We start from the raw sequence: 26,664 nt of genomic DNA, 5'->3' as shown, positions 1-26,664 counted from the left end.
GAATGCGGCCTTGATGTAGTTCGGAGACTTCTTCGCCACGTCCGACCTCCCCTGCCCGGTCGCTCGGTCGCCGCTGCTTCAGGGACCGCGCGCCTCCGACACGTACTTCAACGCCCCCAGGTCCCTCGTATCCTCCGCGAGTGGCACCGGTGGTCCCTGCTTGAGCTTCTGGAAGAGCGCGGCGGCGCTCTGGTACAGCTCGTCATAGGTGACCGGCGCCTCGCCGGAAAGACCGAAGAACGCTCGATTGTCCGCCAGCGTCGCCGGCGGCGCGCTGCGGATGGCCTCCGTCGGGTCTCCCAGGTACGGCGCCACCTCCCCCAACATCCTCGCCCCCGCCGCCGGGTCCTTCAGCACCGCCTGCCCCGCGTCCAGCATCCCTCTGAGCACCCGCCGCACGGCGTCCGGGTAGCGCGCCGCGAAGTCCCCCCGCGCCACCAGCACCGTGGCCACCAGGTGCGGCGCGTCCGCCGTCGTCGCCAGCACCGCCCCACCCCTGTCCCGCGCCGCCAGCTCCACGTCGCCCCACAGCCCCACCACCGCGTCCGCGCGGCCCTCGCGTAGCGCCCGCCCCGCGTCCAGCGTGGACGGCAGGTCCACCCACTTCACGTCCGTCGTCCTCAACCCCGCCCGAGCCAGCACCCACAGCGCGAAGTAGTGCGTGGAGCTGAACGGGTAGACGCCCACGCGCTTGCCCCGCAGGCTCGCCAGGTCCGTGACGCCCACCGCCGCGAGCGCCTCCTGCCCCCGGCTTCGCCCCACCAGCAGCAACGTGCGCGGCGCGGCGTCCCGCAGGCCCGGCGCCCAAGACGCCAGCCGGTCCACCGACAGGAAGCCCATGTCCACGCCGCCGTTCTCCGCGCCGATGGCCAGGGCCTGCCGCAGCTCCTCCTCCCGGGCGAAGAGCACCGCGCGCGCATCCAGCGCATAGGCCGTCTTCAGCACGCCCTGCGCCGCGCCCGGAGGCGCCGCCGGGTTGTCCAGCGTCGTCGCCCCGCCGGCCGCCACCAGCAGGCTCGCCGCCGAGCCGCGCGCCGTGAAGCCGATGAGCACGGGCCGAAGCGGCACCGAGGCCACGTCCGCCACCGGCGCGGACACGCCCGCGGGGAAGTCGCCGGGCGACAGCCGCACCGCCTCGCGCACCGAGGGGAAGAAGCGGGCCTGGAGGGTGTCCAGATATCCCATGCGGGACGCGACCACCCAGGCCGCGCCCAGCACACACAGGAACAAGAAGAGGAAGAGACCTGGTCCGCGGTGGAGCTTCATCCGTCAGTGTCCGGGGCTCTTCCCTTCTGCATGCGCCGACACGCTACTCGACGCCGACCTTCTTGCCGATGGTCTTCCCCGTCTGCCCGCTCACGTCGGACACCGGGGCGGGGCTGTCCATCAACCCCATCTCCATCTTGAACTGCTTCACCAGCTCGTTGGCCTGGATCTTCTCGGCCTCTTCCTCAATCTGCGCGGACTGGTGGTCCACCGACTCGAGCGCCATCTGCATGCGCGCCTCGTTCACGGCGGTGCGCTCCTCCACCTTGCGCAGCATCTCGTCGTGCGTCGAGTCGATGCCGGCGACGGTGAAGGACTCCATCGTGTCGGCCACCTTGGCCTGCCACTTGGCGCGCCGCGCGTCACGGATGGCCGTCATGGCCTCCGCCGTCTTGCGGTCCTTCTCCCGCATGAACGCCTTCTTGACGTTCAGCGCCTTCTCGTACGCCAGGCGCGCGGTGTTCAGCTGCGCCTCGTTGCGCTCCAGCGCTTCCTTCTCCACCTGGAGCTTCGTCGCGTACTGCGCCGCCAGGTCGTCGCGACCGGCCTGGATGGCGGCCTTCACCTTGGCCGTCAGCCCGCGCACGTCGTCCTTGTACTTGGCGTTCTCCTTCTCCAGCAGCGTCACGTTCGCCCGAACCATGGCGATGGACTCGTTCATCTTCGGGACCTGGTCGTTCAGGTCACGGATGTTCTGCTCGAGGATGAGCTCCGGATCCTCGATGGAGGAGACGAAGAAGCCCGCGAAGCTGCGCAACGCCCTCTTGAGTCTGTCCCACATATCGCTGGTCTACCTCCGTCCAGACCTACTTGCAGCCACCTTACACGAACTCCGGGGCGTGCAAGCAGCCACATCACCCCTCTGATCAGTGCTACGCGAACTCACCTAAGGCGATTGCCGACCACCCACAAGTCCACCCGCGCCTTCCCGCTCGCAAGCCCCGCGTGAGGCCCCTCGAGCCGCTATCCGGTGGGCTCCCCCGGTTGGGGGGCTTGCTCCACGGACGCGAAGCGGGAAAACCTCCCCCCGCGTGGACATCGCCCCGGGTTGGCCCCATTCCTCCTATGACGAATCGCTGGCGAGGGCGGTGGATGCCCAACGCCGGAGCATCCTGGGCACGGGGGCGGCGGTGCGGCTGGTGGGCGCGTCGCTCTTCCTGCTCGTCACCACGACGCTCTGGCTGACGGGTGGAGAGGACTGGACGCCCTACCCGCTGCTGCTCGCGCCCTACGTGGGCGTGGCCGCCGTGCTCTTCGTCGTGAGGCACCGCCCGGAGGCGAGCTGGCTGGGGGTGCTGCAGGCCCCGGTGGACGTCGCGCTGGTGTACGGCCTCCAACACCTGGCGCTGCCCATCTCCCCGTTCCCCGCGGGCGTGGCGGGCTTCAGCCTGGGCCTCTTCGCGCTGGTGGTGACGCTCAGCGGGCTCACCCTGCGCCCCATCGTCGTCTACGGCACCGCCGCGCTGTCGTCCGTGGCCCAGGCCGCGCTGATGCGCGAGGCGGGCGTGGGCTGGGGCGCGGTGCTCATCGCCGTCGTCACGCTGATGATGGTGGCCGCGGTGAAGCACTACGGCACCGGGCGGCTGCGCGTGCTCGCCGGCGCCCTCACCCGCGTGGAGGTGGACCGGGCCCTGGAGGCCCGACGCTTCCAGGAGGTGGAGGAGGCGCGGACCCTCATCGCCCGGCTGCTCGACGAGGAGCACGAGAAGAACGACGAACTGCGCGCGCTCCAGCGAGACAAGGAGCTGCTCACGCAGTTCCTCGTCCATGACCTGCGCTCGCCGCTGTCGGCCCTGACGATGACGCTGTCGTGGATGCAGCAGGAGCTGCCCCAGGGGCCCCTCAACGAGTCCGCGAACACGGGACTGGCCGTCACCGCGCGCCTGGACCGCATGATCACCGACTTGATGGACGTGTCCCGGCTGGAGCAGGGGCGGCTGGCGCCGCGCAAGGTGCCGCTCGACGCGCTCCGGCTCCTGGAGGACGTGCGGCGCTCGCTGGAGAGCGTGGCCCGCGCGCGCCGGCTCACCCTGGACATCACCCTGCCCGAGGGGCTGGCCCTCCAGGGCGACGCGGACCTGCTCACGCGCGTCGTGGAGAACCTGGCCACCAATGCCCTGCGCTACGCGCCCACCGGCGGCAAGGTGCGCCTGGAGGGTGGAGCGGACGCACGCGGCCCCTGGCTGGCGGTGCGCAACGACGGCCCGCCCATCCCCGCGGACCTGCGCGACAAGCTGTTCGACAAGTACGTGCAGGGCGCCCCGGAGCGCGACAGCCGCCGGGGCTACGGCCTGGGCCTGTACTTCGCGCGGCTGGCCACCGAGGCCCACGGCGGCAGGGTGGCCGTGGAGGACACGCCGGGCTGGCCCACCTCCTTCGTGGTGCGCCTGCCCGCCTGACGTCGCCCGTCAGCCCCGGGCGCGCTGCTTCTTGCGCTTGAGGATGCGCTCCACGTTGGACTTCGCGCTGGAGAGCACCGACGCCGCGTCCAGCGTGGTCAGCACGCCGTCCTTGAGCACCGGCCGCCCGTCGATGAACACGTGGGTGACGTCGCTGGAGCGCGCCGAGTGCACCAGCGGCACCAGCACGTCCTCCGGCGTGGGCCCCGCGTGCAGGCCGCCCAGGTCCACGACGGTGATGTCCGCGCGCTTGCCGGACTCGAGCGAGCCCACCTCGTCCTCCAGCCCCAGCGCCCTGGCGCCGTGCAGCGTGGCCATCTCCAGCACGCGCATGGGCGTCATCGCCAGCGGGCCCACGCGCGGGTTGTGCATCACCGCCGCGAGCCGCATCTCGTGGAACAGGTCGAGCGTGTTGTTGCAGGGCGCGCCGTCCGCGCCCAGCGCCACCGACACCCCGGCCTCGAGCAGCTCCGGCACCTTGGCGATGCCTGACGCCAGCTTCAGGTTGGAGCCGGGGCAGTGGCACACCACCGTCTGCGTCTCGCGGAGGCTCTCCTGCTCCTCGGCGGACAGCCACACGCAGTGGGCCAGCGTCACGTGCCGGCCCGTGAGCCCCACCGTGTGGAAGAAGTCGACGTTGTCGCGGCCGCCCGTGTACTGGCGCACCGCCTCCGTCTCCTTCGCGTTCTCGCTCGCGTGCGTGTGGATGCGCACGCCCTTCTCGCGCGACAGCCGGGCCACCTCCCGCAGCAGCTCCGGCGTGCACGACAACACGAAGCGCGGCGCGAAGGCGTAGCGCAGGCGTCCCTCGTGCGTGCCGTGCCACTTCTCCAAGAGCGCCAGGCTCTCGGAGAGCGAGTCGGCGGTGGACTCGCGCAGGCCCGCGGGCACGCTGGCGCCCGCGTCCATCATCGCCTTGCCGCCCACCAGCCGGAACCCCGAGTCCCGCGCGGACTCGAAGACCGAGTCGTAGTGGTGCACGCTGCCCATGTCGAGCGCCGCCGTGGAGCCCGAGCGGATGAGCTCCGCGAACGTCAGGTCCGCCGACGCGCGCATGGAGGCCGCGTCATGCGACGCCTCGTACGGCCAGATGCGCTCGCGGAGCCAGTCGAGCAGTTCCAGCCCGTCCGCGCGGCCGCGGAACAGCGTCTGGCAGGCATGCAGGTGGCCATGGATGAGGCCGGGCAGGACCACCTTGCCCGTCACGTCCACCACGCGCCGCGTGCCCCGGGCCTTCAGGCCCCGGCCCACCTTCGCGATGCGCCCGTCCTGCACGAGCACGTCCGCGCCCACGAGCACCTCGCGCTCGCGGTTCATCGTCACCACGGTACCGCCGGTCAGAAGCAAATCCACGGGTACTCGCGCTCTCTCTAGAGGAAGTCCTTGGTGAAGGCGTGCGGCAGCAGCTCGCCCAGGGTGTAGCGCGCCTCGACCCCGTTCGGGGAGCGGCTGCGCACGGGCAGGTTCGGCCCCGCGAACTCCGCCATCACCTGTCGGCACATGCCGCACGGGGGCACCGGCGCCTCGGGGTTGGCCACCACGGCCACCGCCACCGGCTGCTTGCGCCCCTGGGCCACGCCCGCGGCCAGGGCGTTGCGCTCGGCGCACACCGTGAGGCCGTAGGTCGCGTTCTCCACGTTGCAGCCCGCCACCACGGAGCCGTCCGCGTAGAGCACCGCCGCCCCCACGGGGAAGCGGGAGTACGGCACGTGCGCCCGCTCGCGCACCCGGGTGGCCTCCTCGTACAGCCGCTCCCAGGCAATCTCGTCCGCCATGTCGCCCTCCTCCAACAAGGTGCCGCGGGTGGACTCAGCCCGGCTCGCCGGCCAGCCGCCGGTCATCCAGGTGGCGGGCGATGGCCAGCTCCGCCTCCACCGGCAGGTCCACGAAGCGCACGTGCGCGGCGGGCCCCTGCGGGCCGTTCGTCACGTGCAGCACCTCGCCGCGGGCCTCGACCTCGTCGGGGAGGATGGGGAGCTGGAAGCGCACCTCCACCTGGGCCCCCGCCTCCAGCCCCGGCCCGTTCCAGGCGCAGCCGCCAATGGACAGGTCGCCCTCACGTGTCTCGAACTCCGTCGAGCTTCCCGCCCGGCGCACCTTCAGGCGCATGGGAATCCGGGGGGAGTCGCGCCGGTCCTCGGCCTTGTCGCTCATCGAGTCGTTCCTCTCGGCCATCGCCGTTCCAGTCCTGCCACTCATGCCCGCGTCACCGTCGGGAGCGCCCGCGGGACGGCCCGCCTCCGGAGACACCCTCTCCGGAAGGTGCGCATCCACACCCGCTCCGCTCGCATGACTGCTGGCATCCGTTGAAGTCCCGCCGGGGCAGCCCCCGGCACGCGGCGCGCTCGAGGACACGTCACGGGCCCGCCCGGCCGCGCCAGGGAAAGCCCCGTGGGGAGGTCGAAGCCCGGGTGTGGCTTCCTCTCCCAGGCCCCCCGGCGAACGGCCCTCAGCGCGTCCGTCACGTGTTCCTGATGCACCATCTGCCGCCCATCATACGCTTGCCCACCCGCCGGGGAGGCGCCGATTTTCATGGGTGACGCGGGTTTGCCCCAAGAATGTCTTGTACCGGGAGTGAGGCGCCTTGCGCCCCGCGTCGAAGCCACGGGCCCGCTCAGGGAGGGCCCCCCTGGCCCCGGGAGTCCCACCACTCCTCGCCGTAGCTGATGCAGATCTGCTCGCCGGGGTGGATGTCCCGGAGGGCGTAGAAGGTGAAGAGGTCCCGGTCCACCGCGCGGTAGTAGGCGGCGCTGGGCTCCTTGGCGTGGTTGTAGAGCATGCCGTAGCCCAGCACGAGCGCGACCCAGTCCCCCGCGGGCTGCTGCTCGCGGTCGCTCCAGCGAATCTGGAAGACGTAGTCGTCGAGCGGCGGGTGCCGGGTGTGCTTCTGCAGCACCTTGAGATAGCGACACTCCTCGATGAGCTCGCCGGCCTTGATGAATTCGTCGGTGAAGACGCCGTAGCCCCACTCGCAGGGCCGGACCTTCACACCCGGATGCAGATACAGCGCTTCGCCCGTGTTCATGCGCCCCTGCCGTTGGCGCGCGCGAAGATGCCTCTTTCCAGGGCCGAGGTGAAGACCGGAGCGAGGCTCAGGTCGGCCACGCCAGAAGCGACGTCCGGGCCACGCGCCGCAGCGACTCGCGGCTGGCCCCGGTGGCGGCCTGCACGGCCATCCCCTGCGTGACGGTGGTGAAGTAGCGCGCCAGGTCCGCGCAGTCGACGTGCGCGGGGACGTCACCCTCGCGTTGGCCCTGCTCCAGCCGCTCGCGCAGGGCCTGCTCCCCCGCCGCGCGCCGGGCGGCCAGCTCCCCCTGGATGGGCGCCGCGTCCGCCCCGCTCACCAGCGCGCCCTGCACCGTGATGCAGCCCTTGGGCTCGCGGGGCAGCGTCTGCGCGTCCGCCAGCCCCAGGAGCAGGTGCTCCACGGCCTCCCTGGCCGTGGGCTTCGCGAAGGCGTCGCGGTAGAGGCACAGGTGGCGCTCGACGTAGCGGTCCAGCGCCTTGCGGAACAGGGACTCCTTGTTGCCGAACGCCGCGTAGAGGCTGGGCCGGTTGATGCCGAGCGCCTCCGTCAGGTCCGACAGCGAGGTGCCCTCGTAGCCCTGCCGCCAGAACAGCCGCAGCGCACGGTCCAACGCCTCATCCACGTCGAAACCCCGGGGACGCCCCACCGGGGCGGCTGCCGTCTTTGGTTTCATACCGTTCGATACTAATCCCCTTGACCCGGGCCGGCCAGCGCCGCATATCTGTACCGGCCGGTACGAATCCAATGCGTGCGGCTCGCGTGTCCCGCGCGGAGCGCGCCCGGCGTGCGCCCGATTCAGTACCAATTGGTACACAACCTCATTGAAGGGATGACGAACATGTCGAAGAAGCTCGCAGGCAAGGTGGCGCTGGTGACGGGGGGTTCGCGGGGCATCGGCGCGGCGGCGGCGCGGGCGCTCGCGCGGGAGGGAGCGGACGTGGCCATCAGCTACGTGGCGTCGGCGGAGAAGGCGCAGGCGCTGGTGCGGGAGCTGGAGTCCGAGGGGGTGCGGGCGGCGGCCTTCCAGGCGGACCAGGCGGTGGCGGAGGAGGCGGCGAAGCTCATCCCGGCCGTCGCCGAGCGCTTCGGGCGGCTGGACATCCTGGTGAACAACGCGGGCGTGGCGACGCAGAGTCCCATCGACAACGCGCAGCAGGACGTGGCGGTGCTGGACCGGCAGCACCGGGTCAACGTCACCGGCGTCATCGCGGCCATCCGCGAGGCGGCGAAGGTGATGGGCGAGGGTGGGCGCATCATCACCGTGGGCTCGAGCATCACGGGCCGCGTCGGCATGCCGGGCATGGCGGACTACACGGCGACGAAGGCGGCGGTGGTGGGCTACACCAAGGGCGTGGCGAGAGACCTGGGCGCGCGCGGCATCACGGTCAACGTGGTGCAGCCGGGCTTCACGGACACGGACATGTCCGCGGGGCTGGAGCCGCACAAGCCCGCCATCAACGCGACCATCCCCCTGGGGCGCTTCGGCCGTCCCGAGGAGGTCGCCGAGAGCATCGTGTTCCTCGCCGGACCGGGCGCTTCCTACATCACCGGCGCCGTGCTCGACGTGGACGGAGGCCAGGGCGCGTGAGCACCGTGGGGTGAGGAGATTCCTGGGTGCGAGCGGACCGAGAAGGGACCACTGCTCGGCCCAGGCGCCCTACCTGCGACCGCGGAGAGCATCAGCAAGCCGTAGACGATGACTGCGCGCTCCGAGCGCGTGCCTCGCGCACACATGAGGCCGCAAACGCGGAGCGCTTCACCGTCGCGGAAGGGGCGTGCCACTCCGGACGCTCCGCCTTGTACACTTGAGGGAGCGCGGACGCGGGGCACTTCACCGCGTCGCGCAAAGGGGCGCCCCACGCAGAGCGCCCTGCCCCGCACTCGCGCGGCGCCTCCGTGCAACCGAGAGGGGCGCACCACCGAGGCGCGCCCCCCCTTCTCACCTACTCCACGCGCTCGCGAACCAGCGGGCGCGGCGCGGGCGCGGCATCGCCGAAGCGATAGGCCGCGAGCAGCCGCGCCTTGACGCCCTCGACGGGCGCCTCGTCGTTGTAGTGCACGCGCACCACAGGCTCGCCCTTCTTCACCGCCTCGCCCGTCTTCTTCAGCAGCGTGAAGCCCACGGCCGGGTCGATCTTGCTGTCCACCCGCTGCCGGCCCGCGCCGAGCGCCACGCCCGCCAGGCCCACGCCCTCCGTGTCGATGCCCGTCACGAAGCCATCCCGGGGCGCCACCACGTCCACCGTGGCGCGCGCCTGCGGCAAGAGCGAGTAGTCGTCGACGGAGCGCGGGTCTCCGCCCTGCGACTGGACGATCTCCTTCAACTTCCGGATGGCGCTGCCGTCCTCGACGGACATGCGCAGCTTCTCGCGCGCCTCGTCCACGGTGGCGGCCTTCTTGCCCAGCACCAGCATCTCCGCCGTCAGCGCGTAGGTGATTTCGGTGTAGTCCTCCGGCGCCTCGCCGCGGAGCATGTCCACCGCCTCCATCACCTCCAGCGCGTTGCCCACCTTGCGGCCCAGGGGCTGGTCCATGTCCGTCAGGAGCGCCACCACCTTGCGCCCCATCTCCGCGCCCAGGCCAATCATCGTCTTCGCCAGCGTGCGGGCATCCTCGTCGCGCTTCATGAACGCGCCGCTGCCCACCTTCACGTCCAGCACCAGCGCGTCGATGCCCTCCGCCAGCTTCTTGCTCATGATGGACGAGGCAATCAGCGGGATGCAGTCCACCGTCGCCGTCACGTCACGCAGCGCGTAGAGCTTCTTGTCCGCGGGCGCCACCTGCGCCGTCTGGCCAATCAGGCAGCAGCCCACCTCGCGCACCAGCCGGCGGTACTCGGCCGTGGACAGGTTCACGTTGAAGCCCGGGATGGACTCCAGCTTGTCCAGCGTCCCGCCCGTGTGGCCCAGGCCCCGGCCCGAAATCATCGGCACCGGCACCCCGCACGCGGCCGCCAGGGGCGCCAGGCTGAGCGACACCTTGTCCCCCACGCCGCCCGTCGAGTGCTTGTCCACCTTCACGGCCGGGGTGTCGGACAGGTCCAACACCTCGCCCGAATTGAGCATGGCCCGAGCCCAGGCCCCCAGCTCCCGGGAGTCCAGCCCCCGGAAGAAGACGGCCATGCACATGGCCGCCATCTGGTAGTCCGCCACCGTTCCCGCCGTATACGCCTGGATGAACGCGGCGATGTCCGCCGGCTCCAGCCGGCCTCCATCCCGCTTTGCCTTGATGAGCTCGTAGGGTTGCACGGGGACTGCCCATACCAGGAACGAGGCCCCCCATGCACTTCCGCGAAAGGCGCCGCCGCATCTGGTAGATAGCCAGCCATGATGCTTCGCCTCCAGGTCCTCGCCCTCACGGCCCTCCTGTGCGCCTGTACCAAGTCCAAGGAGGAGTCGCCCCCCGCGGGCGCTCCCGCCACCTCCCAGCAGGCGGCGAAGAAGCCCCTCCCCGTCGGCCTCGTCATCGACGTGGGCGGCCGGGGTGACCATTCCTTCAACGACGCCGCCCTGCGCGGCCTGGAGCTGTGGGCCGCCGGCAAGCGCTATGAGGGCGGCAAGTACGTGGACGCGGCCCCCGACGAGGTGAGCAAGTCGCTCCCCGCCCACCTGTCCTCCATCGCCGCCACCCTGAAGCCGCTGCCCATCCAGCCCGTGGTCCTCCAGAGCAAGGCCCAGGAGGACTACATCCCCAACCTCCAGTTGCTCGTGGACCGGGGCTCGCAGCTGACCATCGGCAACGGCTACCTGCTGGCCAACGCCGTGCGCACCTCCGCCCAGGAGAACCCGAAGGCGCGCTTCCTGCTCATCGACAGCCAGGTGCTCGACTCGCAGGGCAAGGCGCTGAAGCTGCCCAACGTGCGCACCGTCCTCTTCAAGGAGCACGAGGGCAGCTTCCTCGTGGGCGCGCTGGCGGGCCTGGTGACGAAGACGAACAAGGTGGGCTTCGTGGGCGGCATCGAGGTGCCCCTCATCCAGCGCTTCGAGGTGGGCTACCGCGCGGGCGTGAAGACGACGAAGCCCGAGGCCGCCCAGGCCCTGATGTCCGTCTACACCGGCAGCTTCAACGACATGGCCGCCGGCAAGCAGGTGGCCCAGGACCTCATCGCCAAGGGCGCGGACGTCATCTTCCACGCGGCCGGCTCGGACGGCATCGGCGTCATCCAGGCGGTGAAGGAGGCGCGAGCCGCGGGCAAGAGCGTCTATGCCATCGGCGTGGACTCGGACCAGTCGCACGTGGCGCCGGAGGCCATCCTCACCTCCATGCTGAAGCACACGGACCTGGTCGTGTACCAGACGGCCAAGGACCTGGTGGACGACAAGTTCACCGCCAGCGAGCAGGTGCTGGGCATCAAGGAGAACGGCGTGGCCATGGCCGAGGTGCGGGTGGACTTCCCGGGCAAGGCGGAGGCGCTCCAGAAGGTGGAGGCCTTGCGCCAGCGCATCATCTCCGGCGACATCCAGGTGCCTTCCGTCCCGGCGGACCTCGCCTCCTTCCAGGCCGCCGCGCCCTGATCTCCCTCCGGCACATCCAGAAGCGGTTCGGCGCCGTCACGGCGCTGGACGACGTGTCGCTCGACATCCGCGAGAAGGAGCTGCTCGCCGTCGTGGGCGAGAACGGCGCGGGCAAGTCCAGCCTGATGAACGTCCTCTACGGGCTCTATCACCCGGACTCGGGTGAGGTGTCCGTGGAGGGCGCGCCCGTGCGCCTCAAGAGCCCGCGCGACGCCATCGACCGGGGCATCGGAATGGTGCACCAGCACTTCATGCTCGTGCCCACGCTGACGGTGGCGGAGAACGTGGTGCTCGGCCGCGAGCCCACGCGCCGGGGCCTGTTCGATTACGAGCGCGCCGTCGCGGAGGTGTCCGAGACGTGCGCCCGCTTCGGCTTCGCGCTGGACGCCCGGGCCCGGGTGGACACGCTCACCGTCGGCTCGCAGCAGAAGGTGGAGATCGTCAAGGCGCTGCACCGGGGCGCGCGGGTGCTCATCCTCGACGAGCCCACCGCCGTGCTCACGCCCCAGGAGGCAGATGAGCTGGCGCGCGTGATGCGCGGCCTCGTCGAGCAGGGGCGCTCCGTGGTGCTCATCAGCCACAAGCTCAAGGAAGTGCTCGGCGTGGCGGACCGCATCGCCGTGATGCGCCGGGGACGGCTGGTCTCCGAGGTGCGCCCGGCGGACACCTCCGCGAGCGCGCTCGCCGCCCTCATGGTGGGCGACACCGCGCGCGCCGCTCCGACGGACACCGCCACGCAGGCCCCCGAGACGCCCTCCACGGGCGAGGTGCTGCTCGAGGTGTCGGGGCTGCAGGCCCAGGGCGACAACGGCCGGCCCGCGCTCCAGGGCGTGGACCTCACGGTGCGCGCGGGCGAAATCGTCGGCATCGCGGGCGTGGACGGCAACGGCCAGCGCGAGCTGGCGGAGGTGCTCACGGGCCTGCGTCCCCTGACGTCGGGCACCGGGACGCTGCTCGGAGGGAAGCTGGCGCACCTGACGCCCGCCCAGGCGCGCGAGCGCGGCGTGGGCCACGTGCCCGAGGACCGGCTGCGCCGCGCGGTGGTGAAGGCGCTCAGCGTGGAGGAGAACATCGCGCTGGGTCGGCACAACCGGCCGCCCTTCGCCAAGGGGCCGTGGATCGACTTCGACGGACGCCGCGCACGGGCCACGGAGCTGCTCGCCGCCTACGACGTGCGCCCGCCGGAGCCGACGCTGCCGCTGCAGGCCCTGTCCGGAGGCAACCAGCAGAAGGTGGTGGTGGCGCGCGAGCTGGACGCGCGGCCCCGCTTGCTGGTGGTGGTGCAGCCCACGCGAGGCCTGGACATCGGCGCGGTGGCCCAGGTGCACGCGAGGCTTCGCGAGGCCCGGGCCCAGGGCACCGGCGTGGTGCTGGTGTCGTTGGACCTGGAAGAGGTGCTGGCGCTGGCGGACCGCGTCTACGTGCTCTTCGAGGGGCGCGTGACGGGCCAGTTCACCCGGCCCGAGTACGACGAGCAGGAGCTGGGACGTCGCATGCTGGGAGCGGAGCCGGGCCATGGGTGAGCGCACGCGGCAGGCCCTGCCGTCGGTGCTGTCGGTGTTGTTGTCGCTGGGGGTGTGCTGGCTGCTCATCGCCTTCACACGCGACGAGGGCGGCCTCGCCACGGCCACCGCGGCGTACCTCCAGATGCTCTGGGGCGGCGTGGGCGACTGGCCCCGCTTCCTCTTCGAGGACGCGCCGGCCACCGTGCTCACCCGTCCGCTGGGCGAGGCCGCCATGAAGGCCGCGCTGCTCACCTTCACCGGGCTGTCGGTGGCGGTGGCCTTCAAGGTGGGCCTGTTCAACATCGGCGCGCAGGGGCAGATGCTGCTGGGCGCGCTCGCGGCCGCGGTGGTGGGCGCGCACGTGGCGCTGCCCAGCGTGCTGCACATCCCCGCGGCGCTGCTGGGTGCGGCGCTGGCCGGTGCCGCGTGGGCGGGCATCGCCGCCCTGCTGCGGCTCTACCGGGGCGTGCACGAGGTCATCTCCACCATCATGCTCAACTGGGTGGCGCTGCGACTGGTCGACAACTGGCTGGTCGTGGGCCCGCTGCGCGGCACCGCGGAGGCCGGCGCCTCCATCACCGGCACCGCCGAAATCCACCCCACCGCGGCGCTGCCGCGCCTGCTGGGTGACGCCTCGCGACTGAACCTGGGCTTCGTGCTGGCCACCCTCGCCGCGGTGGCGGTGTGGGCGTGGCTGACGCGCACGCGCTCGGGCTTCGAGACGCGCGCGGTGGGACTGGGCGACGAGGCCGCGCGCGCCGCCGGCATCCCCGTGGCGCGACGGGCGGGACTCGCCATGGCGCTGGCCGGCGCGCTGTCGGGCCTGGCCGGCGCGGTGCTGGTGCTGGGCACCGAGGGCCGCTACCCGGGCACGCTCGGCGCGCCCTACGGCTTCGACGGCATCGCCATCGCGCTCATCGGAAACAACCATCCGCTGGGCGTGGGCGCCGCGGCGCTGTTCTTCGGCGTGCTGCGCGCGGGCGGCACGCGCATGCAGTTGCTCGACGTGCACAAGAGCTTCCCCGAGCTCATCCAGGGCCTCGCGCTGCTCTTCGTCGCAGGCCGCCTCATCTGGCTGGCCGTGCTGCGCCGGCGCGCCGCGCCCGCCCCCGTCGCCTCGCCCGCCGCGCCCACCGCGCAGGTGCCCCATGCTTGAGGTCCTCCATCGGCTGCTGTTCGCCACGCTGGACGCCGCCCCGGCGCTCGTCTTCGCCGCGCTGGGCGCGGTGCTCTCCGAGCGCGCGGGCGTGGTGGCCGTCGGCGTCGAGGGCATGATGCGCGTGGGCGCCTTCTGCGCCGCCGTGGCCGCGCTCGTCATGCCCACGCCCCTGGCCGTCGTCATGGGCATGCTCGCGGGCGCGGGGCTCGCGGCGGTGCACGGCTTCTTGTGCATCCGCTGGCGCTCGGACCAGGTGGTGTCCGGCATCGCCCTCAACCTGGTGGCCCTGGCCGGCGGCACCTTCCTCCTGGAGACGCACTTCGGCCCCAACGGCACGCCCTCCATCCAGCAGCTCTCCACGTGGGAGCTGCCGGGGCTGTCGTCCGTGCCCGTATTGGGCGCGCTCTCCGGCCACGCCGCGCCCACGTACCTGGCGCTGCTGCTCCCCGTGCTCCTGCAGCTCGTCCTGACGCGCACGCCGCTGGGCCTGCGCCTGCGCGCCGTGGGCGACAAGCCCCACGCGGTCGCCACGCTGGGCCTGTCCGTCCCCGCGCTCAGGTGGGGCGCGGTGCTGGGCGGCGGACTGCTCGCGGGCCTGGGCGGCGCGGTGCTCTCCACCACCGTGTTGGACCGCTTCGAGCAGCACACCCCCGCGGGCCTGGGCTTCATGGCCCTGGCCGCCATGGTCTTCGGACGCTGGACGCCGCTGGGCGCCTTCCTCGCCGCCGCCTTCTTCGCCTTCGGCAACGCGCTCCGGATCGGCCTCGCCTCCAGCGCCCCGGGCCTCCTGGACGTCGTGCCCCAGGGCGTCCTGCTCGCCCTGCCCTACGTCCTCACCCTCGTGGTCCTCACGCTCCAGGGACAGCGAAACAGCACCCCCGCCGCACTCGGCGTCCCATACGAGCAGGAGTCCCGCTGAGCCTCGAATACCCAGGCGGTGTCCTTCTGCACCCGGGTATGAAATGATTCTTGGTCATGGGTGACACCCAGGTGTCGGGTGGCTGACGTCGGCTCCTTCGGGCAATGGAGGAAGCCGACACTCCAACCCCCTGCCGTTACTGGGGTGATCTCCGGGTTTCTCCGGGATTGAGACACAGAGCGTCGACGCACGGTCCGGCACGCGACTGGCATGTAGCCCAGGTGTCGGGCCGCGCCGGGATGGAGGAGGCCACCGGGGGGAGGTTTCATCCATTCAGACGCAAGGTTCGTAGGGACTCCTTGTGAACCCCGGGCCCGGTCGGCCCGGTCAACACGGCGGGGGTGGGTGATGCTGGAGACGACGGGAACGACCGAGGCGTATCGCCCCCGCGTGTTGGCGGTGGACGTGGAGTCAGAGGGCATGGAGCGGCTGTGCTCCATCCTGGCCCCGGCGGGCTATGACGTGCTGCCGGCGGGCGGGGCACAGGCCCATCAGCCCGCGGACCTGGTGCTCCTGGACGTGGAGCGGCCGGGGACGGACGGGCTCGCGGCCTATCGCCGGCTCCAGGCGGAGCTGGGCGGGCCGCCGGTGCCGGTGCTGATGCTGACGCGGCGGGCGGACCGCCAGACGCGGCGTCAGGTGCTGGAGGCCGGGGTGGATGATCTGCTCACCACCGAGCCGCTGGACCCGCTGGAGCTGAAGGTCCGCGTGCACACGCTCCTGGAGCTCAAGGCGCACCGCGAGCGCGGTGGCCAGCGGGCCGAGGAGCTGCTGGACCCGCGCACCCGCTGGGTGGAGATGGAGCGACTGGCGCGCGTGGGCACGCTGGCGGCGGACGTGGCGCAGAACCTGGGCCACATCGGCGAGGGCCTGCAGCGGGCGCTGGGGCACGTGCGCGAGCGCGCGGTGCAGGGCCTGCCGCCGGACGCCGAGGAGCTCAAGAAGCTGGGCGTGGCGGGCGAGCAGATGCGGCTGTACGGCCAGCACCTGCTGTCGCTGGGCCCCACCAACCCCAAGGACATCCAGCGCTTCGACCTGCGGGAGCTGGTCCCCGCGGTGGTGGAGCGCCTGCGGGACAACGGCCGGCTGCTCACCGCCGAGGTGACGGTGGTGCTGCCCGAGGACCCCATCGCGGTGGTGTTCAACCGCCGTCAGCTGGAGCAGGTGCTGGTGGAGCTGCTCGCCAACGCGGCCGAGGCGGTGGAGTGCGTGATGGACCGCCCGCGCCGCATCCACGTGGGCGTGGAGATGCCGGACATGTTCGGCGACTTCGGCCCGCGCCTCTTCGTGAAGGACACGGGCATCGGCATCTTCGAGGACGAGCTGCAGGCCGTCTTCGAGCCCTACTACACGACGAAGCCGCCGGACAAGGGCGCCGGCCTGGGCCTCACCGTGGCGCGCGCCCTGGTGGAGTCCATGGGCGGCAAGCTCACGGTGCAGAGCCGGGTCAACTTGGGCAGCACCTTCACGGTGGAGCTGCCCGAGCAGACGTCCTCCTGGTAGCCGCGCCTAGAAGCGGTAGGCGATGCCGAAGAGGGCCTCCATGGCGAACTCGCTCTCGTCCCAGTCGGGGATGAGGGCGGGCCCCATGCGCAGGTTGAAGGACACGGCCAGCTTGCTGTCGATGAAGTACTCCAGGCCGCCGCCCACCAGGATGGGGATGACGGGGCCGATGCTCCGGCCGAAGTACACGTGGAAGGGCATGTCCAGGCCCACGTTCACCATCAGCGCGCTGCTGACGGGGATGCCCACCACGAAGGCCACCGGCAGCGCCAGGCCCACGTCCGTGTCGCCGTCATCGAAGTAGAACAGCGGCCCGGGCTGGAAGGTGAGCGCGAAGGAGACGTTGTTCGCCTTCGCCAGCTCCACGCGCAGCCAGCCCTGCAGCTTGATGCCGGGAGAGGTGTGGCGCACCCAGCCCTCACGGCCCCAGTTGAAGCTGAACTTGCCGCCGATATCGACCTTCTCCGACGTGCCGTGGAGCACGCCCAGGGTGAGGCCCGGCCAGCCAATCTGCCCCGAGAAGGCCGTGTTGCCCCGCCCCAGGGTGTCGGCGGCGAGGATGGACCAGCCCTGCCCACGCGCCAGCGCGGTGCCGGGGAGGGCCAGGAGACAAGCGAGGAGGAGTCCAGGGACGAGGCGCTTCACACGATGCCTTTCGGTGAGGGGCCGCGGCGACTGCGCGCGGCCAGGGGTGTGGAGTTGAGGAGTGATTCAGGACTCAGGTGGGTTGGCCCCGCTCACGGGCCAGGGCCACGAAGGCGTCGATGAAGGCGGTCAGCCGGGACTCGGCGCGCGCGCGGGCCTGGGCCAGGGGCTCGCCCGCGGCGGGCGTCTCCTTGCGCTCGAAGTAGTATTTGATTTTGGGCTCGGTGCCGGACGGACGCAGGGTGACGCGGCCGCCGCCCTCCAGCTCCAGCGCGAGCACATTGGACGGAGGCAGGCCGTTGACGCCGCGCTGGTAGTCGAGCACCGCGCGCACCGCCTCGCCACCGATGTGCGAGGGAGGCCGGGCCCGGAACGCGTCCATGATGCCGCGGATGGCCTGCGCGCCGGCAGCGCCCGGCAGCGTGACGTTGCGCTGGGCGCCGACGTAGAGGCCGTGCTTGCGCTGAATCTCCTCCAGGTACCCGAGCACCGTGGTGCCCCGGGCCTCGCACCACGCGGCCAGGTCCGCCATGACGAGCGCCGCGCCGACACCGTCCTTGTCGCGCGTCACGGTGCCGGCGGTGTAGCCGAGCGCCTCCTCGTAGCCGAAGACGAACTGCGTGCCCTCCGCATGCTCGCGCTCCAGGGCGCGGTTGGCGATCCACTTGAAGCCCGTGAGCACCTCGTCATAGGCCGCGTCCAGCGAGCGGGCGATGTCGCCCAGCTGCGTGGAGGAGACGATGGTGGTGACGACATGCGGCCGGGCGCGCTTGGTCCCCTGGGTCAGGAGATAATGCCCCAGCAGCACGCCCACCTCGTTGCCGGTGAGCATGCGCAGGCCGCCCGTGGACTCGCGCGCCATGACGGCCAGCCGGTCCGCGTCCGGGTCATTGGCGAGCACCAGGTCCGCCTTCACGCGCTCGGCGGTGGCGCGCGACAGGTCCATGGCGCCGGGCTCCTCCGGGTTGGGGAAGCGCACCGTGGGGAAGCGCCCGTCCGGCTGCTGCTGCTCGGCCACCGGGGTGAAGCGCGGGAAGCCCGCGTCGCGAAGGGCCCGCTCCGCCCAGACGCCGCCCACGCCGTGCATCGCCGTGTAGACGATGGACAGCGTCGACGAGCCCTTCTTGTGCACGCGCAGGCCCAGGATGGCACGCAGGTACTCATCCCCCATCGAGTCTGGCAGGTCGCGCCACAGGCCCTGCTTGCGCGCGGCGTCCGGCGCGAGCAGCGGCACCCGGTTGGCGGGCTCCACCTTCGCGATGGCCGCGGCGATGCCCGTGTCGTGCGGGGGGATGATTTGAGCGCCGTTGCCCCAGTACACCTTGTAACCGTTGTACTCGGGTGGATTGTGGCTGGCCGTCACCATGATGGCGGCCGCGGCGTTGAGGTTCAGGCACGCGTACGCGGTGAGCGGCGTGGGCACGGGCTCGGGGAAGACGTGCGCGGGGATGCCCTCGGCGGCGAGCACGGCGGCGGTGTCCTCGGCCAGCTCCGCGCTCAGCCGGCGCGCGTCCCGTCCCACCACCACGCCCCGGGTGGCGACGTCCGGCACCTGCGCCTTGAGGTAGCGCGCCAAGCCCGCGGTGGTGCGGCGCACCACGGCGCGGTTCATCCGGTTGGGACCGGCGCCCAGCACGCCGCGCAGGCCCGCGGTGCCGAACTCCAGGTCCCCCACGAAGCGGTCCGCCAGCTCCGCCTCGTCATTCGCGGCGAGCAGCCGCGCCAGCTCCTCGGCGGTGGTGGGGTCCGGGTCCGCCAGGCGCCACGCCTCTGCCCGCTCTCTCAATCCGCTGTCGCTCATGGAGCCTCGTTGCCTCGTGTCTCGAAAGAGGGCGCACGCGACGTCGTGCCCGGGCGCCTGTGGGGTTTCAGGAGTAGTCGGTGAGCTTGCGGCGGGTGGCGCGGCCCTTGGGGCCGTCCTTGCCGCCCTGGCACGTGACGCACAGCTCGGCGTAGGGCATGGCCCTGAGGCGACCGAGCGGAATCTCGTCGCCGCACTCCTCGCAGTCCCCGAAGGAGTCCGGCTCGTCGCGCAGCTTGCCCAGCGCCTTGAGCACGCGGGCCAGCACGCCGTCCATGTTCCGGTTCCGGTTGGAGGCGATGGCCTGCATCATCTCGTTGAGGGGCTGCTCGTCCTCGTCGCCGCCGATGCGCGCATCGTCGGTGCGGTTGGGCTCTATCTTCGCCGGCACCTTCTCCGTCAGCTCGGAGTGCAGCGCCAGCAGCAGGGCCTTGAGTTCGTCTCGCTGTTTCGCGTTCATCGAGGGCCCGCCGGTTCAGTACTTCGCGGTGGAGACCTGCCCGTTGACGATGGCCACCGACGCGGATGCACCCAGTCGGTTTGCGCCCGCGCGCAGCATCTTCAGCGCGTCCTCGGAGGAGCGGATGCCGCCGGAGGCCTTCACGCCGACGCCCTCGCCCACCGTCAGTCGCATCAGCGCCACGTCCTCCACCGTCGCCCCGCCCGAGCCGAAGCCCGTGGAGGTCTTCACGAAGGCGGCGCCCGCGGACTTCGACAGCAGGCAGCCGAAGACCTTCTCCTCGTCCGTGAGCAGCGACGTCTCGAGGATGACCTTCACCGGCACCGGACGGCACGCGTCCACCACCGCGCGGATGTCCTGGAACACGAGCGCATGGTCGCGCGCCTTGAGCGCGCCGACGTTGAGCACCATGTCGATTTCACGCGCGCCGGCGCGGATGGCCTCGCGCGCCTCGAAGGCCTTGGCCGAGGAGAGGCTGGCGCCCAGGGGGAAGCCCACCACGGCGATGGGCACCGTCCTGGAGCCGGCGAGCACCTTCGCCGCGGTGGCCACCTGCGCGCTGTTCACGCACACCGTGGCGAAGCCGTGCTCACGCGCCTCGCGGGCCACCTTCGCCACGTCCTCGGCGCGGGCCTCGGGCTTGAGCAGCGTGTGGTCGATGTACGGCGCCAGGTCCGCGGCCGAGCGGATGGAGGCCGGGTCCACGGGGGCCGTGGCGGGCGGAGCGAGGTCGACAGGGAACTCGCCGGGCGAGTCCTCCCGGGTGGCCGTCCACTCGGACACGTGGCGGCGGACCTGGTCGGCGAGCTCCTCGACGAACTTGGAGAGGTCCTTGGAGTCGGACATGGCGGCCCCTTAGCCCACTTCGCGGTCCTCGGGAAGCGCTCGGGAGAGTCGTTCGTTTCCCGCGCACACCTGACGTGCCGAGGGTGGGAGCGTGGCGGTAGAGTCCCCTTCGTGATGTCCCGTCTCCGCTGGTTCCGTCTCCTCGCCCTCCTGCTCGCCGCGCTGCCAGGTCTCGCCGCGGGCCTGCCCTCCCCCTTCACCGCGACGTCCGACAAGCCGCTGACGGTCCACTTCCTCGACGTGGGCCAGGGCGACGCGGCCCTCGTCATCTCGCCCACGGGCAAGACGGTGCTCATCGACGGCGGCCCGCCCGAGGCGCGCGAGCGGCTCAACAAGCGCCTGCGCGAGCTGGTGAACGGGCCGCTGGACCTGGTCATCCTCACGCACCCGCACCTGGACCACCTGGGTGGGCTCGCGCAGACCTTGCGCACGATTGGGGCCCGGCGGTTCATGGACCCCGGCTTCGACCACCCCAGCGAGGCGTACCGCGACCTGCTGGAGGTCGTCGGGGACACGGTGGGCCAGGTGATGAACCCGGAGCCGGGCCCCTCGTCCCCCAACGGGCTGCTCACCATCGGCCTGGGCGAGGGCGTCTCGCTCACCGTGCTCTGGCCTCGCGCGCCGAAGGAGCCCTTCCTCGTCGGGACGCGTTCGGATGCGAACTCCAACTCCATCGTCGCGAAGCTGACGTATGGGAAGACGGCGTTCCTGCTCGTCGGCGACGCGGAGCCGGACACGGAGGGGATGCTGCTCAAGAAGGGGCTGGACCTGAGCACCACCGTGCTGAAGGTGGCGCACCACGGAGGCCGTCACTCCTCCACCGCCGCGTTCCTCGCCGCCGCGAAGCCCCAGGCCGCCGTCATCTCCTGCGGGGCGAAGAACGACTATGGCCACCCAGCATCGGAGACGCTGGAGCGCCTGGGCGCGGTGGGCGCGCACGTGCTGCGCACGGACCGGGACGGCGAGGTGGTGGCGGCCAGCGACGGCAACACCGTCACGCTGCGCACCCACGGAGGCGACGGCGCCATGGTGGTGGTGTCCGGCGGCCAGGGGCTCGCTCCCTCCGTCCCCGTCCTGGTGCCGCCCCCGGCGCCCGAGACGAAACGTCCGGGGGCCGGTGCGCGACAATCCCGCGACGACACGGGTGGAGCCTCGCCCCGAGGCGGCTCCGAGGGCCAGGAGCGCTACATCGGCCTCAAGGGCAGCAAGGTATTCCACCGCGAGACGTGCTCCACCCTGAAGCGTTCCAAGTCGGAGCGCACCGTGTACCCGAACCGCGAAGCCGCCCTGCGCGAGCGTCGCCCCTCCGAGGATTGCCATCCATGAGTTCGCGCCTACTCGCCCTGCTGGGCACCCTGCTCGTCCTGGGGGCCTGCAAGGAGCCCGCGCCGGACCCCGCCGCCCGAGCCCCGGAGGCCCGGCGCTACTTCGGCGCGGCCCCGGACGGGAAGCTGCGCGTCTACTTCTTCGACGTGGGCCAGGGGGACGCGGCGCTCATCGTGGCGCCCAACGGCACCACGGTGCTGGTGGACTCGGGTCCTGAGAGCGCCTCCCGGCACCTGGTGAACCGCCTGCCGGAGCTGCTCACCAAGCCCCTGGACCTGGTGGTCCTCACGCATCCCCACGTGGACCACCACGGCGCGCTGGACGCGGTGCTGCGCCGGGTGGGGGCCCGCCAGTTGATGGAGCCGCAGCTGCCCACCGCGCCGCCGGACTACGACGCGCTGCTCACGAAGCTCGGTGAGCGCCGGGTGCAGGTCGTCTCCCCCGCGCCGCCCACGTCCACGCCCAACGCGCCCCAGCGCATCAACCTGGGGGACGGCGTGTCGCTGACCATCCTGTGGCCCCGTGCGCCCAGCGAGCCGCTGCTGGACGCGCCCTCGGCCGCGCTGGAGGTCAACTCCATCGTCATGCGCCTGTCGTACGGCGAGACGTCGGTGCTGTTCACCGGTGATGCGCTGGCGCAGACGGAGGCGTACCTGCTCGCGCGTGAAGTGCCAGTGCAGTCCACCCTGCTCAAGGTGGGGGCGCACGGGCTCGATACCGCCACCACGGCGGCGTTCCTCACGCGCGTGGGGGCTCGCGCCGCCGTCATCTCCGTGGGCGCGGGCAATGCGTTCAAGGCGCCGGCGCCCGCCACACTGGAGCGCCTCAAGGCCGCGCACCTGGAGGTGTTCCGCACCGACGAGCACGGCGAGGTGCAGGTGGTCAGCGACGGCAAGTCGTTGGTTATCTCTCCGCAGCGGCTCAAGCAGGGCACGCCCAGCGACATGCGCTACACGCTGGTGGGCCAGGGCCCCACGCCGCTCCCGGACTTCTGGGCCGGCAAGCCCCTGGTCGAGAAGAAGCCCGTCGTCGAGGAGGTGCCCGTCGAGCCGGTGAAGACGACCGAGGCTCCAGCGGCTCCGCCCAAGGAGGAGCGCAACAACAAGAAGTACAAGGGGCCGTACCACGCGAGCCGCAAGCGCGACAAATTCCACATCCCCGACTGCGACGGCGCGCGGAAGATCCACGCCGAGAACCTCATCATCTACAAGACGCGCGAGGAGGCCATTCGTGAGCGGCGGCCCGCGCAGGACTGCAACCCGTGAAGAAGAAACCCACCCAGTCGCGGGCCACCCTGGACCGCATCGAAGATGAGGTCGCAGTGCTCATCGTGGACGGGCAAGAGGTGACCAGGCCCCTCGCCTCGCTCCCCGAGGGCGCGCGTGAAGGCGACGTCATCCACCTGGAGACAATGACGGTGGACCCGGAGGCCACCGAGGCGCTGCGCGAGGAGGTGCGCGCGGCGCGCGAGCGGGCGAAGAAGGGCAAGACGCCGCCACCGGGCGACTTCGACCTCTGAGCGGGGCGTGGCGCGCCTCAGCGCCCGCGGCGCGCTGGGCCTCGGCATCACCGAGGTCCACCCTCCAGCGAGCGCCTGAGCCTCGCACGCGGGGCGACGCGAGGCTCGCAGGTGGACTCCCCCGCGCCGCCGCCGAGCACCCCTCTCCAGGGTCGCTTTGGAGGGCGACGGGCCCGGCGGAGACCTCAGGTGACGGCTTCGTGCCGCTCGGTGACCCCCTGGTACTGATAGGCGCCGCCGTCATACGGAGTGACGGCGTCGTCGGCCTTCTTGGTGCAAGCCGCGGCGGTGGGGTCGAAGGCCTGGTACTGCCCCTTGTCGTCCTTGAACTCCACCCACGCATGGTCGCCCTGGGCCGTCTTGCCGAAGACGACGCGCGCATCCACGCCGGCCTTCTCGAAGCGCTGCTCGGCCTCGATGGCCATGTCCACGCAGACCCCGGACTTGCTCGCGTCGAAGTTGCTGGCGTTCTTCATGGCGGCGTCCCACGTCTTGCCACCCGAGTAGTCGTACTTCCAGGACGTGGCCTCCTTCGCGATGTCCTGGGCCACCGCGTCCGCGCTCTTGCCCGAGGATGGACGCTTCGCGTCCTGAGCCTGCACGGGAGCCGGAGCCGGCGCGGGCTGGGGCGGCCTGGCCTTGGCCGGCTCGAAGCTGTCGCGGCTCCAGTTCTGCTGGAAGCTCCGCGACTCGGTGGGCTTCGGGCACGAGCCCTTCCCACCGTCGCCCTTCAGCAGGGACTCCTTCGTCAGGCCCAGCTTCTTCAGCAGCGCGGCGAACTCCTGGGGTTGCTTCGCGGAGTCCACCGTCTTCACCGCCGAGCCATCCGGGTTGACGACCTTCACCACGACACTTTGCGGAGCCTGAGCGGCCTCGGGCAGGCGCTTCGCACAGGAGGGGGAGGTCGGACGCGATAGGGAGGAGATCGCCATGGGACAGGGCCTCTCGGAGCCAAGGGGATGCCCGTCCCCTAAGCACCGCGTGTGCCAGTCCCCGTGCGACCTGGTATGGGCGCCAAGCTCCCGTACTTCCTGGGCCCATGGACAGGCCTTCGGTCCGTGGAGGCCCGCGTTGCTGGTGACAGCCGTTGGCGGGGTGATGTCCGGAGGCATCACCCCGCGCGCTCGTCACCGGCCTTGGCCAGGAGTGCGCGCACCCAAGGGGCGAGGACGCCCGTGCTCCCGTTCGACGACTGCGGCTCGAAGCCCGTGGCCTCCTCCGACACGAGGAGGCCACCCAGGCCGAGCCGGACGCGCTACCGACCGGAGAGGACCAGCGGAATCTCCAGCTCGATGTCCTCGCCGGAGAAGCTGGAGAACGTCATGCGCCGGGCGCGCTCACGGATGCACGAGCCCACCGCGTTCGCGTTGGCGTTGAGCTCCTTGCGGTCGAACTTCGCCTCCTTCACCGCGCCGGACGTGCCCACCGTGGCGGTGAGCGTCGCCTTGCCGCCCTTGTAGGACGGGTTGCGCTTGAGCTCCTGCTCCACGCAGTCGCGGAACGAGGTCTGCGCCTGCTCCACAACGCGCTCCACCTCTTCGTCCGACGGCCCACCGACGTCCTCCGAGTCCGCCGCCGCGACCTCCGCCCCCTCGCGAACCTCCGGGGCGACGTCCTTCTTCTCCGCGTCGTTGTAGACGGCCTGCACCTGCTCCTGCGTCGGAGCCGCAGCCGCTCCTTCCGCGCCCGGCGTGGGCTCGGCGGCCTTCGGCTCCGCCGCCTTGGGCTCGGTGGGGACCGGCGCGGCCTGAGGCGGCGCCTTCGGAATCGGAGCGACCGGAGGCGGCGTGTTGCCCAGGAGCTTGTCGCGCAGCGCGCCCACACCCGCGCCGGTGAAGACGGACTGCTCCACCGCCTGCCCCTGCGCATCCACCGTGGTGACCTTCAGCGGCATCACCCCGAGCGCCTCCGACAACACGTAGGCGACGACCAGCGGCAGCAGGAGCACCAGCAGCACGACGGCGACGTACTTCATCGGCGAGTTGCGCCGCGTCACCCCTGCCTTCTTGGCCACCTGGCGCGTGTTCTCGCGAGGATCACGCTTCGCGGGCGCCTGGGTCTCCTCACCGCCTTCCTCGCCCTGCGAGTCGTCGTACGGATTGCCGCCCTGCGCCTCGTCCTGCTCTCCACCCTTCTCGGGCAGATCCAGGTCGGAGAACAGCTCGTTGAGCGGCGCGGCGGTCGCGGCTGGCGCGGCGCCCTTGCGACCCACGGGCTGCGGCTGGTTCCGGGGGTCCGGCTCGCCGAAGTACGTCGTGTCCGGATCCTCCTCCGGCACCCACTGGCGCGCCGACTGAGGCTCCTCCGGCTCGGGCTGCTGGAAGGCCTGCGGCTCCGGCTCCTGAGGGAACTGGGGCTCCGGCTCGGAGAAGACCGGATGCTGCGGCTCCGGCTCGCGGCGAGCGGGCGCGGGCTTCGCGGCGGCGCGCGCGGGCGGCTCCGCCACGGGAGGCGGCGGGGGCGGCGGAGGAGGCTCCGGCGCGGGCGGGGGAACGAACAGACCGGCGAGCTCCGGCACGTCCGCGCCGCGCTTCCAGTCCGCCATGCCCTGCTGCCAGAAGAAGCTCCGGCCGCTGATGGTGCCCGTGGCGATGAGCTCGCGCAGGGCACCCTCGTCCAGCGGGCCCTCCTGCTTGTTCTTCACCATCACGAACCAGGGCGAGCCCGTGGCGCGCAAGGGCGCGGCCCTGGTGGGCTCATCGTCCCAGGGCGTCTGGAGCGCCGCGGGCGGCGCCTTGGCCACCGGTGGCGCGGAGGCCACCGGCGCGGGGACGCTGACGGACGGGTCGGCCAGGGAGCGCTCTTGCGCCCTGAGCCGCTCCACGTCCGCGAGCGACACCACGCGGGTGCTCTCTTCTTCGGCGGGTCCTTCGACGGTGATGACGTTCTGGCAGTTCTTGCAACGGACCTTGACCGTCTTGCCGCGGACTTTTTCGTCCGCAATGGAGTACCGCTTCTGGCAATTGTCGCAGGTGAAGTTCAAGGGGAGCGTCCGGCTCGCGGGGGGAAAACGAGGTCCCGGATGCTACCGCTAGAAATCTCCCGCGCAAACCAATCGGTTGACTCCGCCGTGCGGCCCAACTATGGAGCCCGCCTCTGCCCCTGTCTTCTCTCGCCTTATTCAGAAGGTGGCGAATGCCGGCGAAGGACCTCGGTTCAAAGTTCGTTTGCTTCAAGTGTCAGACGAAGTTCTACGACATGAAGAAGCCTGACCCGCTGTGCCCGAAGTGCGGCGCGGACCAACGGGAAAGCCCCGCACTGAAGCCTCAGCCCGAGGGACGCCGTGGCCGCCTGGCCGCCGCTCCCAAGGTCATCGAGCCCGAGCCCGAGGAGCCAGCAGCCGCGAGCGAGGAAGAGGAGGAGGATCTCGACTCGTTCGACGACGACGAGAGCGCGGCCGCCGAGCCCGACGACGACGACACCTGATTCAGGGGTGTGCGGGCTTCCTGGCGAGCGCCAGGAGGCCTGCGAGCCTCGGACGTCCTCACGAGGCGGCTTGTGTCCACCCGGTGCGCCCTTCGCGGGGCGCGTGCCGGGCCTGCTTCACGACCGACGTGCTTCCGCTCAGGTCCCCGATGCCAGCGCCAGCTCCGTGAGCGCGCGGCGGATCTGCTCGTAGAGGCCGGGTCCCATCTCCTGCATCCCCACCGGCCGCGGCTCCTTGCGGGGCGCTTCCAGGGTCTGCATCGGGCTCGTCAGTGTGGTGCGCTTCTTGGGCTGCATCGTCATGCCCCCCTCTCGTGTTGAAACCCAGCAGCAGCGTAGCAATTTTCC

26 protein-coding genes are annotated in these 26,664 nt (G+C 71.5%); 11 read left to right on the top strand and 15 right to left on the bottom strand.

Annotation, left to right across the window (positions count from 1 at the left end; genetic code table 11):
- Nucleotides 1-78: 78 nt before the first annotated feature.
- Nucleotides 79-1,266, bottom strand: coding sequence for an ABC transporter substrate-binding protein (locus K8640_RS18305; RefSeq protein WP_223748190.1), 1,188 nt, complete (start codon nucleotides 1,264-1,266; stop codon nucleotides 79-81).
- Between the two features lie 43 nt (nucleotides 1,267-1,309).
- The gene (locus tag K8640_RS18300; RefSeq protein WP_141328147.1) at nucleotides 1,310-2,047 is read right to left on the bottom strand and encodes a PspA/IM30 family protein; all 738 of its coding nucleotides are present in this window, start codon (nucleotides 2,045-2,047) and stop codon (nucleotides 1,310-1,312) included.
- A gap of 307 nt (nucleotides 2,048-2,354) precedes the next feature.
- On the opposite strand from K8640_RS18300, the gene K8640_RS18295 reads away from it, so the two are divergent.
- A complete protein-coding gene (locus K8640_RS18295; protein ID WP_223748189.1) occupies nucleotides 2,355-3,665 on the top strand; it encodes a sensor histidine kinase KdpD in 1,311 nt (436 codons plus the stop codon).
- A 9-nt stretch (nucleotides 3,666-3,674) separates the two neighbouring features.
- On the opposite strand, the gene K8640_RS18290 is transcribed toward K8640_RS18295, so the two are convergent.
- The 5 genes from K8640_RS18290 to K8640_RS18270 form a co-directional block, all read right to left on the bottom strand.
- On the bottom strand, nucleotides 3,675-5,018 hold the full coding sequence (locus K8640_RS18290) for a 5'-deoxyadenosine deaminase (protein ID WP_223748188.1): 1,344 nt from the start codon (nucleotides 5,016-5,018) through the stop codon (nucleotides 3,675-3,677).
- A 17-nt stretch (nucleotides 5,019-5,035) separates the two neighbouring features.
- Nucleotides 5,036-5,440: a cytidine deaminase gene (locus K8640_RS18285; protein WP_223748187.1), complete on the bottom strand. Its 405-nt coding sequence runs from the start codon at nucleotides 5,438-5,440 to the stop codon at nucleotides 5,036-5,038.
- A gap of 34 nt (nucleotides 5,441-5,474) precedes the next feature.
- The gene (locus K8640_RS18280) at nucleotides 5,475-5,840 is read right to left on the bottom strand and encodes a PilZ domain-containing protein (RefSeq protein WP_223748186.1); all 366 of its coding nucleotides are present in this window, start codon (nucleotides 5,838-5,840) and stop codon (nucleotides 5,475-5,477) included.
- Between the two features lie 439 nt (nucleotides 5,841-6,279).
- Complete coding sequence (locus tag K8640_RS18275; protein ID WP_223748185.1) at nucleotides 6,280-6,690, bottom strand: SET domain-containing protein-lysine N-methyltransferase; 411 nt, start codon at nucleotides 6,688-6,690, stop codon at nucleotides 6,280-6,282.
- 67 nt (nucleotides 6,691-6,757) lie between these two features.
- On the bottom strand, nucleotides 6,758-7,366 hold the full coding sequence (locus K8640_RS18270) for a TetR/AcrR family transcriptional regulator (RefSeq protein WP_223748184.1): 609 nt from the start codon (nucleotides 7,364-7,366) through the stop codon (nucleotides 6,758-6,760).
- Between the two features lie 165 nt (nucleotides 7,367-7,531).
- Here K8640_RS18270 and K8640_RS18265 point away from each other — a divergent pair, with 165 nt between their 5' ends.
- Complete coding sequence (locus tag K8640_RS18265) at nucleotides 7,532-8,281, top strand: SDR family NAD(P)-dependent oxidoreductase (protein ID WP_223748183.1); 750 nt, start codon at nucleotides 7,532-7,534, stop codon at nucleotides 8,279-8,281.
- A 355-nt stretch (nucleotides 8,282-8,636) separates the two neighbouring features.
- On the opposite strand, the gene K8640_RS18260 is transcribed toward K8640_RS18265, so the two are convergent.
- The gene (locus tag K8640_RS18260) at nucleotides 8,637-9,941 is read right to left on the bottom strand and encodes a thymidine phosphorylase (protein WP_223748182.1); all 1,305 of its coding nucleotides are present in this window, start codon (nucleotides 9,939-9,941) and stop codon (nucleotides 8,637-8,639) included.
- 78 nt (nucleotides 9,942-10,019) lie between these two features.
- Here K8640_RS18260 and K8640_RS18255 point away from each other — a divergent pair, with 78 nt between their 5' ends.
- From K8640_RS18255 to K8640_RS18235, 5 genes are all read left to right on the top strand, one after another.
- Entirely contained in the window at nucleotides 10,020-11,207 is a 1,188-nt protein-coding gene (locus K8640_RS18255) for a BMP family protein (protein WP_223748181.1), read from the top strand.
- A 53-nt stretch (nucleotides 11,208-11,260) separates the two neighbouring features.
- Nucleotides 11,261-12,730 carry an ABC transporter ATP-binding protein gene (locus tag K8640_RS18250; RefSeq protein WP_223748180.1) on the top strand — a complete coding sequence of 490 codons (1,470 nt, stop codon included), beginning with the start codon at nucleotides 11,261-11,263 and terminating at the stop codon, nucleotides 12,728-12,730.
- Nucleotides 12,723-13,868 carry an ABC transporter permease gene (locus K8640_RS18245; RefSeq protein WP_223748179.1) on the top strand — a complete coding sequence of 382 codons (1,146 nt, stop codon included), beginning with the start codon at nucleotides 12,723-12,725 and terminating at the stop codon, nucleotides 13,866-13,868. The genes K8640_RS18250 and K8640_RS18245 overlap by 8 nt, the downstream gene beginning before the upstream one ends.
- Nucleotides 13,861-14,790, top strand: coding sequence for an ABC transporter permease (locus tag K8640_RS18240; protein ID WP_046715597.1), 930 nt, complete (start codon nucleotides 13,861-13,863; stop codon nucleotides 14,788-14,790). Before K8640_RS18245 ends, K8640_RS18240 begins: the two co-directional genes overlap by 8 nt.
- 348 nt (nucleotides 14,791-15,138) lie before the next feature.
- Nucleotides 15,139-16,293, top strand: a complete 1,155-nt coding sequence (locus K8640_RS18235; protein WP_223748178.1) for a sensor histidine kinase — start codon at nucleotides 15,139-15,141, stop codon at nucleotides 16,291-16,293.
- Between the two features lie 6 nt (nucleotides 16,294-16,299).
- On the opposite strand, the gene K8640_RS18230 is transcribed toward K8640_RS18235, so the two are convergent.
- From K8640_RS18230 to deoC, 4 genes are all read right to left on the bottom strand, one after another.
- Nucleotides 16,300-16,938, bottom strand: coding sequence for a hypothetical protein (locus K8640_RS18230; protein WP_223748177.1), 639 nt, complete (start codon nucleotides 16,936-16,938; stop codon nucleotides 16,300-16,302).
- A gap of 73 nt (nucleotides 16,939-17,011) precedes the next feature.
- Complete coding sequence (locus K8640_RS18225; RefSeq protein WP_223748176.1) at nucleotides 17,012-18,739, bottom strand: phospho-sugar mutase; 1,728 nt, start codon at nucleotides 18,737-18,739, stop codon at nucleotides 17,012-17,014.
- A 67-nt stretch (nucleotides 18,740-18,806) separates the two neighbouring features.
- Entirely contained in the window at nucleotides 18,807-19,199 is a 393-nt protein-coding gene (locus K8640_RS18220) for a TraR/DksA family transcriptional regulator (RefSeq protein ID WP_046715601.1), read from the bottom strand.
- Nucleotides 19,200-19,214: 15 nt separating this feature from the next.
- The gene (gene deoC / locus K8640_RS18215; protein WP_223748175.1) at nucleotides 19,215-20,045 is read right to left on the bottom strand and encodes a deoxyribose-phosphate aldolase; all 831 of its coding nucleotides are present in this window, start codon (nucleotides 20,043-20,045) and stop codon (nucleotides 19,215-19,217) included.
- A 114-nt stretch (nucleotides 20,046-20,159) separates the two neighbouring features.
- Here deoC and K8640_RS18210 point away from each other — a divergent pair, with 114 nt between their 5' ends.
- The 3 genes from K8640_RS18210 to K8640_RS18200 are packed head-to-tail and all read left to right on the top strand — an operon-like array spanning nucleotide 20,160 to nucleotide 22,890.
- The gene (locus K8640_RS18210; RefSeq protein WP_223748290.1) at nucleotides 20,160-21,371 is read left to right on the top strand and encodes a ComEC/Rec2 family competence protein; all 1,212 of its coding nucleotides are present in this window, start codon (nucleotides 20,160-20,162) and stop codon (nucleotides 21,369-21,371) included.
- The gene (locus tag K8640_RS18205; protein ID WP_223748174.1) at nucleotides 21,368-22,636 is read left to right on the top strand and encodes a ComEC/Rec2 family competence protein; all 1,269 of its coding nucleotides are present in this window, start codon (nucleotides 21,368-21,370) and stop codon (nucleotides 22,634-22,636) included. The genes K8640_RS18210 and K8640_RS18205 overlap by 4 nt, the downstream gene beginning before the upstream one ends.
- Complete coding sequence (locus tag K8640_RS18200) at nucleotides 22,633-22,890, top strand: DUF3006 domain-containing protein (RefSeq protein WP_223748173.1); 258 nt, start codon at nucleotides 22,633-22,635, stop codon at nucleotides 22,888-22,890. Before K8640_RS18205 ends, K8640_RS18200 begins: the two co-directional genes overlap by 4 nt.
- A gap of 185 nt (nucleotides 22,891-23,075) precedes the next feature.
- On the opposite strand, the gene K8640_RS18195 is transcribed toward K8640_RS18200, so the two are convergent.
- Nucleotides 23,076-23,735, bottom strand: a complete 660-nt coding sequence (locus K8640_RS18195) for a transglutaminase-like domain-containing protein (protein ID WP_223748172.1) — start codon at nucleotides 23,733-23,735, stop codon at nucleotides 23,076-23,078.
- A 410-nt stretch (nucleotides 23,736-24,145) separates the two neighbouring features.
- Entirely contained in the window at nucleotides 24,146-25,873 is a 1,728-nt protein-coding gene (locus K8640_RS18190) for an AgmX/PglI C-terminal domain-containing protein (protein ID WP_223748171.1), read from the bottom strand.
- A gap of 152 nt (nucleotides 25,874-26,025) precedes the next feature.
- On the opposite strand from K8640_RS18190, the gene K8640_RS18185 reads away from it, so the two are divergent.
- Entirely contained in the window at nucleotides 26,026-26,316 is a 291-nt protein-coding gene (locus K8640_RS18185; RefSeq protein ID WP_141333389.1) for an FYDLN acid domain-containing protein, read from the top strand.
- A 138-nt stretch (nucleotides 26,317-26,454) separates the two neighbouring features.
- Here the strand turns inward: K8640_RS18185 and K8640_RS18180 are convergent, their stop codons facing one another.
- Nucleotides 26,455-26,619, bottom strand: a complete 165-nt coding sequence (locus K8640_RS18180; RefSeq protein WP_170300416.1) for a hypothetical protein — start codon at nucleotides 26,617-26,619, stop codon at nucleotides 26,455-26,457.
- Nucleotides 26,620-26,664 lie beyond the last annotated feature (45 nt).

Origin of the sequence: Myxococcus sp. XM-1-1-1, assembly GCF_020037095.1 — a bacterium.
GTDB classification, from domain to species: Bacteria; Myxococcota; Myxococcia; order Myxococcales; family Myxococcaceae; genus Myxococcus; species Myxococcus fulvus.
Note: the sequence above shows the minus strand (reverse complement) of the source record. Positions and strands in the feature narration are given on the sequence as shown.